The 15799-nt window shown below is 33.0% G+C and carries 16 protein-coding genes; 12 read left to right on the top strand and 4 right to left on the bottom strand.

Annotation, left to right across the window (positions count from 1 at the left end):
- Window positions 1–5 precede the first annotated feature (5 nt).
- From HYG84_RS14890 to HYG84_RS14880, 3 genes are all read left to right on the top strand, one after another.
- Window positions 6–485 carry a flavodoxin domain-containing protein gene (locus HYG84_RS14890; RefSeq protein ID WP_212378560.1) on the top strand — a complete coding sequence of 160 codons (480 nt, stop codon included), beginning with the start codon at window positions 6–8 and terminating at the stop codon, window positions 483–485.
- Between the two features lie 460 nt (window positions 486–945).
- On the top strand, window positions 946–1386 hold the full coding sequence (locus HYG84_RS14885; protein WP_212378558.1) for a hypothetical protein: 441 nt from the start codon (window positions 946–948) through the stop codon (window positions 1384–1386).
- A gap of 115 nt (window positions 1387–1501) precedes the next feature.
- A complete protein-coding gene (locus HYG84_RS14880; protein ID WP_212378556.1) occupies window positions 1502–1726 on the top strand; it encodes a hypothetical protein in 225 nt (74 codons plus the stop codon).
- Window positions 1727–2185: 459 nt separating this feature from the next.
- Here HYG84_RS14880 and HYG84_RS14875 read toward each other — a convergent pair whose 3' ends face one another.
- Window positions 2186–3976: a sensor histidine kinase gene (locus HYG84_RS14875; protein ID WP_212378554.1), complete on the bottom strand. Its 1791-nt coding sequence runs from the start codon at window positions 3974–3976 to the stop codon at window positions 2186–2188.
- 321 nt (window positions 3977–4297) lie between these two features.
- Here HYG84_RS14875 and HYG84_RS14870 point away from each other — a divergent pair, with 321 nt between their 5' ends.
- From HYG84_RS14870 to HYG84_RS14855, 4 genes are all read left to right on the top strand, one after another.
- Window positions 4298–4993 (top strand): response regulator transcription factor, encoded by a 696-nt coding sequence (locus tag HYG84_RS14870; RefSeq protein WP_212378552.1) that lies wholly within the window; start codon window positions 4298–4300, stop codon window positions 4991–4993.
- Between the two features lie 497 nt (window positions 4994–5490).
- The gene (locus HYG84_RS14865; RefSeq protein ID WP_212378549.1) at window positions 5491–5631 is read left to right on the top strand and encodes a NusG domain II-containing protein; all 141 of its coding nucleotides are present in this window, start codon (window positions 5491–5493) and stop codon (window positions 5629–5631) included.
- Window positions 5632–5712: 81 nt separating this feature from the next.
- Window positions 5713–5886, top strand: coding sequence for an FMN-binding protein (locus HYG84_RS14860; protein ID WP_212378547.1), 174 nt, complete (start codon window positions 5713–5715; stop codon window positions 5884–5886).
- Window positions 5887–5967: 81 nt separating this feature from the next.
- Window positions 5968–8034 (top strand): FAD-dependent oxidoreductase, encoded by a 2067-nt coding sequence (locus HYG84_RS14855; protein WP_212378545.1) that lies wholly within the window; start codon window positions 5968–5970, stop codon window positions 8032–8034.
- A 352-nt stretch (window positions 8035–8386) separates the two neighbouring features.
- On the opposite strand, the gene HYG84_RS14850 is transcribed toward HYG84_RS14855, so the two are convergent.
- On the bottom strand, window positions 8387–8938 hold the full coding sequence (locus tag HYG84_RS14850) for a helix-turn-helix domain-containing protein (protein ID WP_212378543.1): 552 nt from the start codon (window positions 8936–8938) through the stop codon (window positions 8387–8389).
- Between the two features lie 131 nt (window positions 8939–9069).
- On the opposite strand from HYG84_RS14850, the gene HYG84_RS14845 reads away from it, so the two are divergent.
- The 3 genes from HYG84_RS14845 (at window position 9070) to HYG84_RS14835 (ending at window position 11785) form a co-directional block, all read left to right on the top strand.
- Window positions 9070–10029 (top strand): PLP-dependent cysteine synthase family protein, encoded by a 960-nt coding sequence (locus tag HYG84_RS14845; protein ID WP_212378541.1) that lies wholly within the window; start codon window positions 9070–9072, stop codon window positions 10027–10029.
- 604 nt (window positions 10030–10633) lie between these two features.
- Window positions 10634–11335 (top strand): lysophospholipid acyltransferase family protein, encoded by a 702-nt coding sequence (locus tag HYG84_RS14840; RefSeq protein WP_212378539.1) that lies wholly within the window; start codon window positions 10634–10636, stop codon window positions 11333–11335.
- Between the two features lie 186 nt (window positions 11336–11521).
- Window positions 11522–11785, top strand: coding sequence for a hypothetical protein (locus HYG84_RS14835; RefSeq protein ID WP_330655491.1), 264 nt, complete (start codon window positions 11522–11524; stop codon window positions 11783–11785).
- 810 nt (window positions 11786–12595) lie between these two features.
- Here HYG84_RS14835 and HYG84_RS14825 read toward each other — a convergent pair.
- A complete protein-coding gene (locus HYG84_RS14825) occupies window positions 12596–12973 on the bottom strand; it encodes a hypothetical protein (protein WP_212378537.1) in 378 nt (125 codons plus the stop codon).
- Between the two features lie 354 nt (window positions 12974–13327).
- Window positions 13328–13843 (bottom strand): DUF6143 family protein, encoded by a 516-nt coding sequence (locus HYG84_RS14820; RefSeq protein WP_330655490.1) that lies wholly within the window; start codon window positions 13841–13843, stop codon window positions 13328–13330.
- A 229-nt stretch (window positions 13844–14072) separates the two neighbouring features.
- On the opposite strand from HYG84_RS14820, the gene HYG84_RS20900 reads away from it, so the two are divergent.
- Together HYG84_RS20900 and HYG84_RS14815 are read left to right on the top strand one after the other, a co-directional pair.
- A complete protein-coding gene (locus HYG84_RS20900) occupies window positions 14073–14252 on the top strand; it encodes a hypothetical protein (RefSeq protein ID WP_442860813.1) in 180 nt (59 codons plus the stop codon).
- 439 nt (window positions 14253–14691) lie between these two features.
- Window positions 14692–15618 (top strand): DegV family protein, encoded by a 927-nt coding sequence (locus HYG84_RS14815; protein WP_212378535.1) that lies wholly within the window; start codon window positions 14692–14694, stop codon window positions 15616–15618.
- The last annotated feature ends 181 nt before the right edge of the window (window positions 15619–15799 follow it).

Genomic DNA, 15799 nt, shown 5'->3' with positions numbered 1-15799 from the left:
ACTAAATGAATACTTTGATAGTGTATGCAAGCAAATATGGATGTGCAGAAAAATGTGCAGAATTATTGTCTAAAGAGCTTATTGGTAAAGTAGACATAATTAATTTAAAAAGGGTAAGCGATATTGATATTTCAAAATATGAAAAGATTATTATTGGCGGGTCAATATATATTGGTAAAATACAAAAGGAAGTAAGAGAGTTCTGTTCAAAGAACTTAGATAAATTAACAGAAAAACGAATAGGGTTATTTATTTGTGGAATGCAAGAAGGAGAAATAATCAATACTGAATTTAGTCAAAACTTTAATCCTGAGCTCATTAGAATTACAGATGTAAAGGAACATTTTGGGGGAGAATTTATCTTTGATAAAATGAACTTTATGGAAAAGATAATAGTAAAGAAGGTATCAAAGGTGACGTCAAATAAATCTAATATATTGGAGAATAATATACATAAATTTGCTCAAGTGATGAATACTATTTAATCTATTTGTATAAGGAGTTTATACGGATATAATCCTATCGTATAGCAGTGTTCCATAATAGTAAAAAATGTGATTGCTCTAGTTTGATAGCGGTAGCACATGCATCACTACGTCATCCTCACTAATTGACAACGTCCTCCAATTTAATTGAAGACGTATACACATAAACCTAGATGTATAACTAAAAATGATTGCTCCCTATAGCGTTGGTATAAGATAACGGGGTGTGTTGTAATTCATGCGGCTATTATCAACAGAGACCAATGGAAGTAAGGCAAAATAAATATTGGAATAGGGTATTGTCACTTATTTTTAAGAGGCAGTACCCTGTTTTGTTATTCATTAGGTGGGCCTATAGAAAAACATGCTATAATGAATATTAGTAGGATATTATGAATTAATATAATTAATGAAATTTTGGAGGTGAAATAAGAACTTAATAATAAAAGATTCCTCACAAATGCCTTTGCATACAGATATAAAACTCATATTTGATGCCTTAGAAGGTCGGCAGCGAGAATCTAATTGGCTAATTACTGAGCATGAGGCTTATTCGGACATTTTTAAAGAAAAAATTATATTGTTATCAGGAGATGAACTCACTGATATCGTTACACATAATAAAATTCAGTTTATTTGGGGGATTTTATCTGCTTTTGATAAATCTATAGATATAGACATTACTAATTTGTCTGTAATACCTACAATTGATGGAGGATGGAAATATGGAGGAGAAGATGTTCATACACAGCATCCTCTGGCTATTGCTGAAATTATTTGCGTTGATAGCAGTTATACTATATTTTTAAGCAAAGACGAAGACTTATCAAATAGATTCCTTAGACACTACTCAGATGCTCAAGATTTACACCAATGTAATAGGAGATTAGAAAATAAGTAGCTTGTCCAAGGACATCGACAATCAGATATATTAGTCCATAATTTTCTTATAATACAACAAAACAGTATATTTATGTGCAGTAGCAAAAGTTAAGGTCAGAAGGAGTCGATTAAATATGTTTGACAAAAATAATATTAATAAAGATAATAATTCCTATGTGAGTTTTGGAGTGGGATTTGGATTATTAGGAGGCAGTTTATTTTCGATAGTTATTGGACTTGTATTTGGATTAATAGGAGATAGTATATTTCCGATAGTTATGGCTCTTGGGCCTGCATTTGGAATGCTTTTTGGAATAATCATAGGTGCAGTAATGAATTACAATAAAAATAAAGAATAAATCAATGTAATGACTTATAAACTTAAGACGCTTCTTTTATATTTTGTGCGGTTAGTCAGAGCAGCCATACAATTTATGAATTACACGAAGTGTCCCATAATGTGAAAAAACAGCCATTGGTCTATTATGATAGCTGCCACTCATGCATCACTACGTCATCTCTAGTAATTTACAACGTCCTCCGATTTAATTGGAGACGTATACACATAAACCTAGATGTATAACCAAAAATGATTGCTCTCTATAGCGTTGGTATAAGATAACAGAGTGTGCTGTGTAATTCATGTGGCTGTTAAGCATATGACTACAAAATAGTAATAGAAATAGTGTAGATATAGCATTGGGATATTCAGGACGGTTATATTTTACGCATAAGGTGATAAAACCCTTGCTTTAGTCACCTTTTTTTGTATGAAAAAAGCAAGTTGCAAACTGGGGCGGTTTGGAACTTGCTTTTAGTTAAGAGATTATGGGTAGGTGAACTGTGAAAGTTGTACCGAATCCTAATTGACTATCAACGCTAATGCTTCCCTGATGTTGTTGTATAATTTCTTGTGCAATGGAAAGTCCTAAGCCGGTTGATTTGTGCTTTTCTTTACTACTAATACGATAATATCTGCCAAATATTTTATCTATATCCTGTGGAGATATTCCAATACCTGTATCTGTAAAGGATATAATGGCTGTATTTCTTTCCTTTTTTAAAGATACATATACCTTGCCATTTGGTTTTGTATAGTATATTGCATTTAGGAGAAGATTTTGAAATGCCTGTTTAAGACGATACTCATCTCCCCAAGTAATGCAATCACATTTCAACTCTGCCTTTATATAAATGTTTTTACTTTCTCCCTCTATACTACACGCACTTATAACATTTTTAATTAGGTCTGTGATAGGAACCCGATCTGTCTCGAGAATTACTTGCTTATCCTCAAGTTTGGCCATTAAAAATAAATCTTCAACTAGATGTTTTGTAAAATCTAATCTTTCCCTTATTATTGGTAATTCCGTATCGAGTAGTTCTGGCTGTTTAGTAATTTTTTGAGTACAGCCTTGCATAACAAATAATGGAGTGCGTAAATCATGAAAGATATTCATCATAAGACTATGCCGACGTGTCATCTGTTCTTGCAAAGCCTGGTTACCTTCCAAAACTTTTTTATCTAGATTCTGGTTTATTTGTTCTAATTCTTTAGTAAGGATTTCAGCTTCAGCAAATTTTTCAGCGAAAATATGATTTATTAATAACATACAGCAAAAGGCAAATGGAATATTAAAAAGTTTTGAAAATTGCAAGGCACGCAAAGGATAGCTTACACTTGATGATGAAAGAGAAGATAAGGGTATAACCATACGTAATCCTAGGCTTAAAGCATGGCCTGAAATCAATAGCCATGCTCCCTTTCGTCTATTAGCGTGGGCGTATGTGAGAACTCCAATGGAAAATAAGAGCAAGCTATAAACATAAATTTCACTGTGCAATTTAGGAAAAATACTTTCCATAATTGACCATAACACTAAAACAGAAATAACTCCCCTTATACTCAGAAGTATGTTAAAACGTCCAGGAAGCTTAATATCAAAGATTTTAAAGCATATAACAATATCTAGAATTACGCACCAGGCAAAAACATAGTATCTTAAGAAATTCATACTTGTACCAACAAATAGTGGAAGAGCACTCCATAAGGTCAATGCACCGGTGTATATAGCAAACCATAATAGGTATTTTTCTGTTTGTTTACGGCGATAAAGGGAGAGTCCATATATAGACATTAAAAATGTTATTCCAAGGCTGAAAGCAAATGTCATATTAAAGGTTGAAAGTGCAGTTTCAGCACTAGATGTGGTGGTTACATATATAGGAGTATTATAGGGATTCATACTTGTATTAAAAACCACTCTGATTTTGTTATCTATAAACCAATCGGAGCTAAGTAATAGTCTTGAAAAGAATGAAGATTCCTTTAGAATAGTATCGTTTATTAAAACTTCTGATGGCAATTTTCCATAGATAAGTACCAATTGTTGATCTTCATTTTTTCTAACTAAGTCAAAGTAATACGTATTAGTTTTTGAATCCCAATCATAATTTGTAAGACAATATATATTGTTCTTTGCCTTATCAGAAAATGTGTCACCGCTTTTTAAATCACCAAAGCTATTATTTATTTTTATACCTATAAAGAAAATTAGGCTAAATATTATTATAAATACAAGTATTGCTTTAAAATAATCTCTTTTCATATGTATTCCCCTATTTGTTCTCTTAATAATAATTATGTAGCTATTACGTCTGTCAAGATAGTCTGAATATCTGTTTACGGTATACTTTAAAATGGGGAGATCTGCTACCGCTACCCTTATCGTTGAATTTGCGAAGAAATAACGAGGGGGATGAAAGTAATGTTGAAAGTGCCTTGACAAAAGTATATCAAATATTTAAAAGTATATCAAATATTTACAGAATAGGAAGCTATACTATGCATTTTTTAGTTGCAAAACACATAAATAACCTTGTCCAAATAGTAAAAATTAAGGTAATATTGATTTAGGGGGTGAAATTATATGATAAAGGTTCTTTTAATTGAAGATGATCCATTAGTAGCAAAGATAATCCTCTACTACCTTGAACAAGCTGAGACATATGAAGTAATTTGGGCCGAAACAGGCAGCGAAGCCTATGCAAATGCAAGGGATAAATTTGATGTTATACTCCTTGATATTTTACTGCCAGACGTTAATGGTGTTGACCTTTGTTCCAGATTGACAGAGTGGCATGATTGTCCTATTATTTTTATTTCCTGCCTTGACTGTAGTGATACAATTGTTCAAGCTTTAGAGCGGGGAGGAGACGATTTTATAGTAAAGCCTTTTGATAATAAAATTCTTGAGGCACGAATAAAAGCAAATTTGCGAAGGGCGAACAAATTGTCCAATAAAGCTAAGAATATTTTAGAATGTACAGGTTTTAAATTAGATGCAAACCGTCATATTGTCGTTAAGGATGAAGATGAATTAAAATTATCTTCCACTGAATTTAAGATATTGTCATTCTTAATGATAAATCCAGGAAAATATTATACCCCTAAAGAATTATATTATAAAATTTGGGGGGTAAAAAGCTGCGGGGATGCACGAACTGTAATTGTTCATATACACAATATTAGAAAAAAAATTGAAGAAGATGCGAACAGCCCTAGATTTTTGAAAATGGAGTGGGGACAAGGATACTATTTTGACCCTAAGGGAAAAGCTAATTAAGTTTAAATATGAAATATCATACTTATCTTCAGGGAGTTGGAAGAGATAATTTAACGTCCCTATTAGAGGAAACTACAAATTAAAAACATATTAATTTAAACAGAATAAATATTAAGATTTCTTAATCCTTAAAAATGCTCATTGCGCATTTTTAGGGATTTTTTATGCATTAGGCAATATAATTGCTTATCAATAGTAATATTTTTCCTTTTAAAATCAAAAAACACTATAAAATTTTAATAACTGTTTAATCAATATGCTGCTCTAAATGTGTTAAAATTTAATCGAAGTCAAAAAAATCAAGAAAGGAAGTGTTTTTATAACAAAATTTTTAACAACCTAACCACATTGGTTCTTGGGGTATAGATGACTACGATTTGCCGAATCAGGTGTGCGCCTTGAATACATTGATACCTAAAAGACCCTTATGCAGCTTATATCATGGGCTGATTTAAAAAAGCTGCAGTGTCAAAAAAATACATTATTAAGGTATTGAAGTGATAGAAGCAGAGTGTCCAGATCAAGTATATATACAGTTTGGGCTTAAGTGGAGAGTAAGGAATATTACTGTTTGTTTGCCAAATCGTGTCTATGTAGTGGTAGAAGGAAAAGAACACAGCAGCTATAAAAATAATTGATGTTAATTTATTAATAAAGCGATAAGATGGTTCGCTTAAAGTTGAAATGCTTTCTCAGCAAGTGCTATAACACAAATTGTAGTGGCTGAGCATATGGAAACCCCACTCTTGACAGATTCGGCACTGGAGCTAATACATGGTGAAGTAATTAAAGATCATACATTAGCTTTCGACAGTGTTAGCGGTGCAACCATTGCAATTAACATTATCAGGAAGCTGTTAGAGACTGCATTGTTCAGGCCTGCGGTGATGTAGAAATGCTGAACCCTTGAACCAGAATAAATAAGGCCCTCGAAGTTTTTGAGAGATTACTAATTTAAGATCGGAGGAGAAAAAATGAAGAAGCTTATTTCATTACTAGTTTGTATTTGCATGATTATTTTTACATTTGTTGGATGTACCAAGGAGGTGGCAACTATACTTATTAACGGCAGCTATGAAGGTACTGCGGCTGGTATGCAGGGTCCAATAACTGTAAGTATAACTGTTGAAGACGGTAAAATTGCGGACATTGACTTTAAGGAGAATTCTGAAACACCGAATGTTACAGTGGTAGCATTTGAACGTATACCAACTCAGATCATCGAAAATCAAAGCCTATCTGTAGATATTGTAACCGGAGCAACTTTAACTAGCTATGCTATTATTAATGCGGTTACGAATGCTGCTAAAGCAGCTGGCTTAGATATTGACGCTCTAAAGGCAAATAAAGTAGTTGCTACACCTAAGGAGCCTCAGACATGGGAGACAGATGTTCTTGTAATGGGAGGAGGAGGAGCCGGTCTGGCAGCGGCAGTTAATGCGGTTGAACAAGGCGCTAACGTTATCCTTATTGAAAAAGGCTCTGTATTAGGTGGAAATACAATGATGGCAGGCGCGGCATACAATGCTGTTGATATTGAAGCACAAAAGAACACAATGATATTGTCCAAAGCTCAAAAAGATACATTAGATGGATACCTTGCACTAGACCAAGCAGATCCAAAGTTGAGATTTGATACTTATCCTGAGTGGCAGGAAGTATTGGCAGAGCTTAAAGCGGATATCAATGAGTTTTATGCAGAAAACCGTGGAAAAGAGGCTGGCGTTGACATGCCTGGTTTTGACTCTGTAGCATTACATATGTGGCATGTTTATACAGGAGGACTTCGTGAATTAACAGATGGGGATTGGATTGCTCCAAGAATTGAACTGGCAAGAAAGTTTGCTGCTGATGCGCTTGATGCCTTTGCGTGGATGGGACAAGTTGGTCTTGAGGCATCCTATGGTGCTAGTGCTCAATACGGCGGACATCCTGGAACAGGTACAGTTCTTGGAGCTATGTGGCCAAGGACTCACGGCTTTATGTCTGGTGCTGAACGTATTCCTCAACTTGAGAAAGTAGCAAGGGAAAAAGGTGTTACTATATATACAGAAACTAGAGGTACTGAACTCTTAGTAGACGCATCAGGTAAGGTAGTCGGTGCAAAAGCTGAGCAAACAGATGGTACGCAAATTACTATAAATACAACTAAGGGTGTCGTTCTTGCTACTGGTGGATACAGCGCAAATGCGGCAATGGTTAAGAGCTATGATAAATATTGGGGAGATGACCTTTCAGATAGAACTTTATCAACGAATATGGGTACTCTCGAAGGTGATGGAATTGTAATGGCACAAGCAATCGGCGCTGATGTAACCGGTATGGAAGTTGCACAGATGATGCCTTCTGCATCTCCAGTTAAGGGAACCATGACAGATGGTATTTGGGGTGATGCAGCAGAACAGATTTGGATTGATAGTAACGGAAATCGGTTTGTAGATGAATATGCAGAACGTGATGTTCTTGCTAAAGCTTCATTAACTCTTAAAGATGGTATTTTCCATATTATCTACGCAGGTAGAGGGGATGTTGGAAATCCTGCTGAGCTTTTAAAGGGAGTTGAATATGATGAAAGTATCGCAAAGATGGTTGAAGGCGGGCATATATGGTACGGCAAAACCCTTGCTGAGTTAGCAGAAGCTAGTAAAACTTCTGCTGCAGGTGTTGCTCCTGCATTTACGGAAGAGCAATTACGTACTACAATCGAAAAATATAACAGCTATGTAGCAGCTCAAAAAGACGAAGATTTTGGTAAGGATGTTATATCCGGAGCTATTGACCTTGAGTATATAGAGTCTAATGATAATGTTGGAATTGCTATAAGCCCAAGAAAAGCTTCGCTTCACCATACAATGGGTGGGGTAGTTATTGATACGGAAGCTCGTGTTATAAATGAAGATGGAAATATTATTCAAGGTCTATGGGCAGCAGGAGAAGTTACAGGTGGAATCCATGCTGGTAACAGACTTGGAGGAAATGCTATTACTGATATATTTGTTTTTGGACGCATTGCTGGAATAAATGCAGCAACCGGAAAATAAATGAAAATTCACTTCTTCTTATAGCTGATTAACTAAAGGTGCATAAAAAGATGCTGTGTCAAACCGTCCCTTAGTTTAAGGGACGGTTATATTATTTCAGAAAAGAGAAAAAATCATAAGGTTAATTATAAGTTGAAATGTATACTTTTAAAAAGAGCAATAATGCTTTAGATGAAGACAGTGTGAATAAAGTAAGGGTACTATTACTTATAAACTTTAAGAAATAGTACCCTATTTGTTTGACAAAAATAAGTGGTTACAGCAAATTTTATAAAACATGAAATAGGATAGAAAAGGAATTTTTATTGTATTCATCATTATAACATGGGGGAGTTCTATAGTTAAATCATTGCTAGACAGGATAAAAATTTACTATAGAAGTTTTTAAGATACCTTTTCCACTATTGAAGTAAACATGTTTAGTAGCAGCAGAGAAAGTAATGGTATCATCAGCACCCAGAATAAAGGTTTCATTGTTTACTTCTAAAGTTAATTGTCCTTCTAAAACCATTAGATATTCTTCAGACTTTTCAGGGTGCCCAACAGAACTATATCTACATCCTTCATCAAGTTCCATTTGAAAAAGTTCAAAATTACGATGAGGTGTATTGGAGTAGTAACAATAAAGACGATATTGTCCATCATTAGCTGCTTGTGAAGCTATATCCGACTTTTTTATAACATAAGTATCCTGTTGTTGCCGTTCTAATAATGATGTATAGGGAACATTTAATCCAGCAGCTATTTTCCAAATAGTATTTATTGTTGGATTAGTTTCACCTTTTTCTATTTGAGAAAGTATAACTTTACTAAGAGCAGATAATTCTGCAAGTTGACTTAAGCTCAAATTTCGCTCGTTACGAAGTCTTTTTAGATTTTCAGCAATAATTAAATTTATATTCATAAGTACTCAGCCTCCTTTATTACTGTTGACAAATATTATTAACAATTTTAAAATATATTTAACGTTAATTATATTTTTCAATTGTAAACTAAAATTAATTATACCGTAATTATTATAAGGAGGCAAGAAAGATGAAAAAAATGATGGAAAATATTTATGAGGCTATTGGAGAAACTCCAATGTTACGACTTAGTAGAATTACAAAGCACTACGGAGTAGAGGGAAATATTTTTGCAAAATTAGAGTACTTAAATCCTGGATTCAGCAAAAAAGATCGTCCTGCTTTGCAGATGATTGAGGAAGCTGAAGCAAGTGGTGAATTGAAGCCCGGTCAGACCGTTATTGAGCTAACAAGTGGAAATACAGGCACAGGTCTTTCAATTGTCTGTCAGGCAAAAGGGCATCCTTTTATCGCTTGTATGTCAGAAGGAAATTCTATGGAACGAGCCAGAATGATGTGTGCACTTGGAGCAGAAGTTATTATAGTACCACAAGCTAAAAATTCAGTAAAAGGGCAAGTATCAGGAGAAGATTTAAAACTAGTAGAAGAAATGGCTGTAAAATTAACAAAGGAAAGAAATGCATTTCGTGCAGACCAGTTCAATTTGGATAGTTCCTATAGAGCTCATCTACTTCATACTGCTGTAGAAATATTAGAACAAAGCGATGGGAAAATAGATTGTTTCGTTGATATTGTAGGAAGTGGCGGTACCTTTGAAGGATGTGCAGAAAAATTTAAAGAGTATAATAAAAATATACGTTGCTATATTGTTGAACCTGCTAATGCTGCAGTGTATGCAGGAAAAGATCTCATCAATGAAGGACGTCATCAGGTTCAAGGATGCGGATATGCTATGGATTTATCAAAGGTAAATAAAGAATTAATTGATGGATGCATACAAGTCACAGACGAAGAAGTTATCCAAATGACAAGGGATCTAGCCAGACTAGAGGGGACATTTGTTGGTTTTTCATCAGGAGCTAATGTCTGTGCAGCAATTCAACTGTTGAAAGATAAAGAGAAGGGAAAAAATATTGTACTAACACTTAATGATAGCGGATTAAAATACTTAAGTACTGATCTATTTTAAATGTATTTACAGTAATCAGTATAGATAAATCAGACTGTAATATTGTTATTTGAAGCAGTAAGTCAAAACAGCTATAGATTTATGGTTACAAAAAGTGTTCCATAATGTAAAAAAAGTAGATTGGTCTATTTTGATAGCAGCTGCCCATGCATCACTACGTCATCCTCAGTAATTGACAACGTCCTCCGATCTAATTAGAGACGCATACACATAAACCTAGATGTATAACCCAAAACGATTGCTCTATAGCGTCGGTATAACAGGGTGTGCTGTAATTCAAGTGAAGGCTTGGTGGCATACCCTGTTTTGTATTATAAACTTCTTATAATTGTGGCACAAACCAAAAGAGTAAATAATCTAAGGGATAATCTGTAAAAAAAGAAGGAAATATGAGTGAAATATAGAAAAATTTATAAAATAGTAAATTCAGGCTCTTAGAAATAAGGACACATTTACTCGAAAGTAGTTGAACTTATTCGCTCCATGGAAGATAGTCTTCTAAGATTGGTGCATAACTACACAACATAACAATAATCGTTTCTAGACATTTTACGTGTCTCAATGTTCAATCTCATGTATAGAAACCTTTGGGAGGGGGAAGTAGATGATAGGCACTGCAACGGCAAAAATTATAAATATTTTACCGGATAAATTTGTCACATATGTATCTAAAAAAATTGTTGATAAATACCTAAAAAAATATGCGAATATAAACATAGAGGGAAGTGAAAACTTAAAGGGAATTAAAACACCAACTATTTTTATATGTAATCATTTAAGCAATTCTGATGGATTAGTATTAGACAAGGCTTTAAAAGAGATTGATCCAACTTTTGTAGCAGGTGTGAAGCTATCAAATAATGTTATCACAAGTATAGGTGTTAATGTAATAAAGACTACAAATATAAAACCTAATACTGCTGATAAAGAGGGTCTTAGAAAAATTATTAAGCTTGTTAAGCAGGGAGAAAGCTTATTGATTTTTCCAGAAGGGACTAGAAGTAGAGTTGGTAGTTTGATAGAAGCAAAAAAAGGAATCCTTCTTATAGCAACAATGACAGGAGCCCCTATTGTACCTATAGGATTATATGGGACAGAAAAACTGTTGCCTATAAATAAAGAAGGGGATATGAGTGCGGAAACCTTTTATTATGCAGATGTTCATATCAACATTGGAAAACAATTTGAATCTCCCAAGAGATCGAAAGAGCAAGATAAAAAAGAATATGAAGATTTTGCTACAAAATATATAATGAAGAAAATAGCAGAATTGTTACCTGAGAATTATAGAGGAGTATATAAATAAGTAGGCTAATATACCATTCTCAAATGGTTTGTCTACTGCTACACCCTTACATATAATTTCAATCTAGTAGAGACATGAAAATTATAATAGAAGCATTCAATATTATGAAAGAGCTTTTAGAATGTTTCATGAGAAGTCATCCATTGTCAAGTTATCGACAACCCTTAATAAAGAAGGCTCTTAAAAGTGGTATTATTACGATATGGCATGTTGTTGGGCATTAATGAAGGAGCAATTTGCAGGTGTTGGAATTGGCGCGAATCAGTAAGAACAATGCTCACTGAAAATACCAAAAATGCTTTTTTATGCATTGAATTAATTGATGAAAGAAGATTAAAAGAGTTTGAGAATGCTTTAAAAGATTTAGCAAAAACAGTACAGGATAATCTAGGTGGAACATGTAAGGTTTCAATTCTTGATATTAACAATAAAGAAGTATCAATAAAGTAATTTGAGAAGGATAAGGTGATGGGCGGTTTCAGTTATAAAGATATCTATATTGAAGATGGAAGAAAGGTGCTGGAAGTTAACATACTTCCAGAAAATCATTGTAACTTTGGCTGTATATTTTGTCCTATTTGAAGGTCAAAAAATAAGGTAGATACCCAAAAGTCATTTGATAAAATAGATAGTTTGTTGATTGAACTAGAAAGCATGATAGAAAATACAAAAGCACATTAATTTTTATTAACTCAAAAGGAGAAGCCTTAGTAAATGATAAAATTGGTGATATTGTCGACTTTATCAAAGTCAAAGGTTTACCTGTAAGACTGCTTTCTAATGGATATTTACTAGGTAGAGATAAATATATAAAAATTGCTAATAAATGTGATGAGGTTGTTAGAGAGATAAAACTAATAACAGAAGAAGATTTTCAAAAAATCCAAAGATCGATTTAAGGATATACGTTAGTAGAATATATTTCAAACATGATTTCCTTTAATAAACAATACAAAGGGAAATTTATATTTGAAATTACTATCATTAAGGGCTATAACGATGATGAAGAATCAATTCAGAAGATAACAAGTATTATTAAGGAAATATCCCCCAACAAGATAATTATTGCAAGAATGTAGGATGAAAGATTTAAGAAAAAACTTGGTATAACGGTTGAAAGATCTGGTGAAATTTCAAATGCATTACTAAATATTTAGTAATACTAATACATAATATTCTTAGATTGCGACATAAAAAATACCGTAAAATTCATTCCTGAATAATACGGTATTTTAAATAATTATTTAACTTTTATATTTTTTACAATCTATTAAACTGTAATTCTAACTTCCCTTCACCTGTATTATCAATACTTTTAAAAATTAAAGTCCATTCTCCAACTATTTTTTCAAATTCTCTAATTTCATTAATCGATTTTTCTGAAGTAGCTTTTCCATCCCATTTTATAACTCCATTTGGGTCTTTAAGCTCAAATTCGACCTCACCTTTTGTGAGTGCTAAATTTATTTCTAATTTCATTCCATTAAAGTCATCTTCAACAGTATAGATATAGGTATCAGTTATTTTCTGACCTTCCGTAATAGTATTGTGTGCTGAACTTTGATTTCTTATAATACATCCTGTCATTCCAAAAATTAAACTTACCATAATAATTAATATCGGAAACTTTCTTTTCATATTGCCTCACCCCCTTAACAGTTTTGATTCATTGTTTGCTACTAATCTGATTTACCCAACAAGAAAATTATACCATATTTTCTATATTGTTATAGTAAATTTCTATTTTATAATACTGCATTATTCAGTTTTCAAAGAACATTATTTACTTCACAATATTTATATTTTGTGCAGTTAGTCAGAACAACTATAAAATTTATGTTCGAAAGAAGTGTCCTATAATGGTGACAAAGTGCGATTGCTCTATTATGATTGTAGCCGCCAATTTCGTATATAAGTATAGGTTAAAAAAAATAACTAGCTAGTATTAAGTACTAGCTAGTTATTTTTGATTAAATATTTAATCTACTGGAGTTATCTTTCGCAAACTATAGGTTCTTCCCACCAGCCAAAGGCTATTCTTCCTCCAGCTGTAATATCAGGTGCCTCAGGATTAGATAAGAAAATTAGAAAAGAGCCGCCTGGTGGGAAGATAAATTTGCCTTGCTCATCATCAACTAGTGTAGTTTCAGGTTGGCCACGACGAACAAAGGCCTTGATTCCTCCAGTTGGTTCACCTGTCACCGTAGAGGCATACTGAAGTCTAACTTTTGGTGTCGGTATTGGATAAAGGGCAAGGTTAGCAGGGGTTACTAACTGAGAATCCTGCGGTGTTCCTGGTGGAACTGCATTAAACCATATTTGAGCTCTGAAGGGACTTTCTGATATGTCTGTAACAGTCCAAACAGTTACATGCAAATTCACACCAGAATTAGGTGGGTTATAAAGTCTTGCCCATGCGCTGGTTCCTTTTCCGAAGGTAAGGTTATCTGCATAACCAACAAAGTACTTCCCCTCTAAAGATTTTGCTAAGTTTATTGGTACTGACACTGTATACTCCATAGAGGGTGAATATATTGAGGGCTTTGGAAATCTGCAGGGATGATAGTATCTACACCCACAGTGATTATCTTGCTGCTCTGTAAAGTTTGAGGTGCAATAATTTTCCATATATATCAGACTCCTTTATTTTTATTCGATACATTATATGCTCACTAACTAATAAGAGTATCATATAAATGGTGCTAAATAATGGTGGAAATATGCCTCGGGCGAGACTCTGTATATTCCAAGCAATATAGAACGCAAGAAGTGGGGGCATGATACTGGGGCAAGAATGTTTTACAAACAGCGAAATGAAGAAATTCGAAATAGATTTTTTAACAAAGCAAGCATTGAAGAACTTGCTGAGGAATACTGTCTTTCACCGGAAACGGTCAGGAAGATAGTATACAAATAATATTCGCAGTACATGAATTTATAACCACATATATTTTTTTCATTAGAAGTGTTCCTTAATGTGAAAAAGGTAGGTTGGTATATTTTGCTAGCAATGGTTTGATAGATTTAGTATAAAATAAATCAAGGGCATTATTTCTTAGTAACTTAAGAGATAATACCCTATTTTTTATTGAAATATGTTATGTCTGGAGATATCTTCTTTGTATATAGTATAGATTCATTAGGTAAAAATGTTAAACCGATCATTAGATGTATAATGAAGACATAATAATATCTGGTGATTTTTAATAATATTGGTAGGAATGAGATTGAATCGAAATAAAATAAAAATAAATGTCAATTTTAGAGGAATTATAGGGAAAAATGTAGAATACATATAAATATATAGATATAAAATAATTTATTCTAAATGGTAAAGATTATTTTGGAGGGTATGTATGATAAAAATTATAGCTGATTCAACATGTGACTTGTCAAATGAAATACTTGAAAAATACGATATAAGCTTGGCGCCCTTGACGATAAATATAGAGGGGAAGATATACAGAGATAGGATAGATATTCAGCCCAATGATTTCTATGGAATTATGGAGGGATTATCCGAGTATCCAACAACAGGTATGCCAAGTCCAACAGAATTTTTAGATATAATGAATAAGGCGGTTAAAGATGGATACAAAGAAATATTATGTATATGTATGTCCAGTGGAACAAGTGGATCTTATCAATCAGCTGTAATTGCAAAGGGTTATTTCAATGAGAAAAATCCTGACTCTTCTATTAAAATACATGTTGTTGACTCCAAATGCATGAGTCATGGAAGTGGTTGGTTAATTCTTAAAAGTGCAATGATGAGAGAAAGTGGAGCTTCATTTGAAGAAATAGTTGAATTTAATGAAGTTTATAAAATAAATGTAAAGCACTTTCTTTCCGTTGACGATTTAGATCATTTAATAAAAAGTGGAAGGCTTACAAATGCAAGTGCATTTATTGGTAAGATTTTACGTTTAAAACCAATAATGACCATGAGGAAAGGGAAGGGCGCAATAGTTGCAAAGGAAAGAGGACAGAAAAGAGTATTAAATTACTATATTAATGAATTTATTAACAGAAATGACACAGATATTACAAATTTTATTATAATAGGATATACATCAGATATAGAAGTTGCTGAAAATTTAAAAATAAAAATTCAAAACGAAACTGATTTTTTAGGAGACATATATATTATGCAGATGGGAGTTTCTGTAGGAACTCATGTTGGTTTAGGAGCAATATCTATGTTTTTTATAGAGAAGGGACATATAAAAGATGGATTAGTTAGAAATACAGTACGTAGTTTTATTGAAAAGAAAAGTGAATGATAGGAAAAATATAAATTCTAGGACATAATAGTAGTATAAAATTTCTACTGGTTTAGAAAGATTTATATTAGAATCGGATATGTAAGATTTTGTGAAGGAAGGTATACAAGTTGATTCAATCTTAATATTATCCTAAAATTAGTTTATAACTTTAGACCTGTAAATCATAATTTAATTATAT

This window comes from Alkaliphilus sp. B6464 (genome assembly GCF_018141165.1).
Taxonomy (GTDB): domain Bacteria; phylum Bacillota; class Clostridia; order Peptostreptococcales; family Natronincolaceae; genus Alkaliphilus_B.
This window is presented reverse-complemented; position numbering and strand designations above follow the sequence as displayed.

What these genes read in the sequence shown, in the direction of transcription:
- HYG84_RS14885 (WP_212378558.1), top strand. Translation starts at nt 946, where the DNA reads ATGCCTTTGCATACAGATATAAAACTCATATTTGATGCCTTAGAAGGT.
- HYG84_RS14870 (WP_212378552.1), top strand. Translation starts at nt 4,298, where the DNA reads ATGATAAAGGTTCTTTTAATTGAAGATGATCCATTAGTAGCAAAGATA.
- HYG84_RS14840 (WP_212378539.1), top strand. Translation starts at nt 10,634, where the DNA reads ATGATAGGCACTGCAACGGCAAAAATTATAAATATTTTACCGGATAAA.
- HYG84_RS14850 (WP_212378543.1), bottom strand. Translation starts at nt 8,938, where the DNA reads ATGAATATAAATTTAATTATTGCTGAAAATCTAAAAAGACTTCGTAAC.
- HYG84_RS14875 (WP_212378554.1), bottom strand. Translation starts at nt 3,976, where the DNA reads ATGAAAAGAGATTATTTTAAAGCAATACTTGTATTTATAATAATATTT.
- HYG84_RS14825 (WP_212378537.1), bottom strand. Translation starts at nt 12,973, where the DNA reads ATGAAAAGAAAGTTTCCGATATTAATTATTATGGTAAGTTTAATTTTT.
- HYG84_RS14855 (WP_212378545.1), top strand. Translation starts at nt 5,968, where the DNA reads ATGAAGAAGCTTATTTCATTACTAGTTTGTATTTGCATGATTATTTTT.
- HYG84_RS14845 (WP_212378541.1), top strand. Translation starts at nt 9,070, where the DNA reads ATGAAAAAAATGATGGAAAATATTTATGAGGCTATTGGAGAAACTCCA.
- HYG84_RS14815 (WP_212378535.1), top strand. Translation starts at nt 14,692, where the DNA reads ATGATAAAAATTATAGCTGATTCAACATGTGACTTGTCAAATGAAATA.
- HYG84_RS14880 (WP_212378556.1), top strand. Translation starts at nt 1,502, where the DNA reads ATGTTTGACAAAAATAATATTAATAAAGATAATAATTCCTATGTGAGT.
- HYG84_RS14890 (WP_212378560.1), top strand. Translation starts at nt 6, where the DNA reads ATGAATACTTTGATAGTGTATGCAAGCAAATATGGATGTGCAGAAAAA.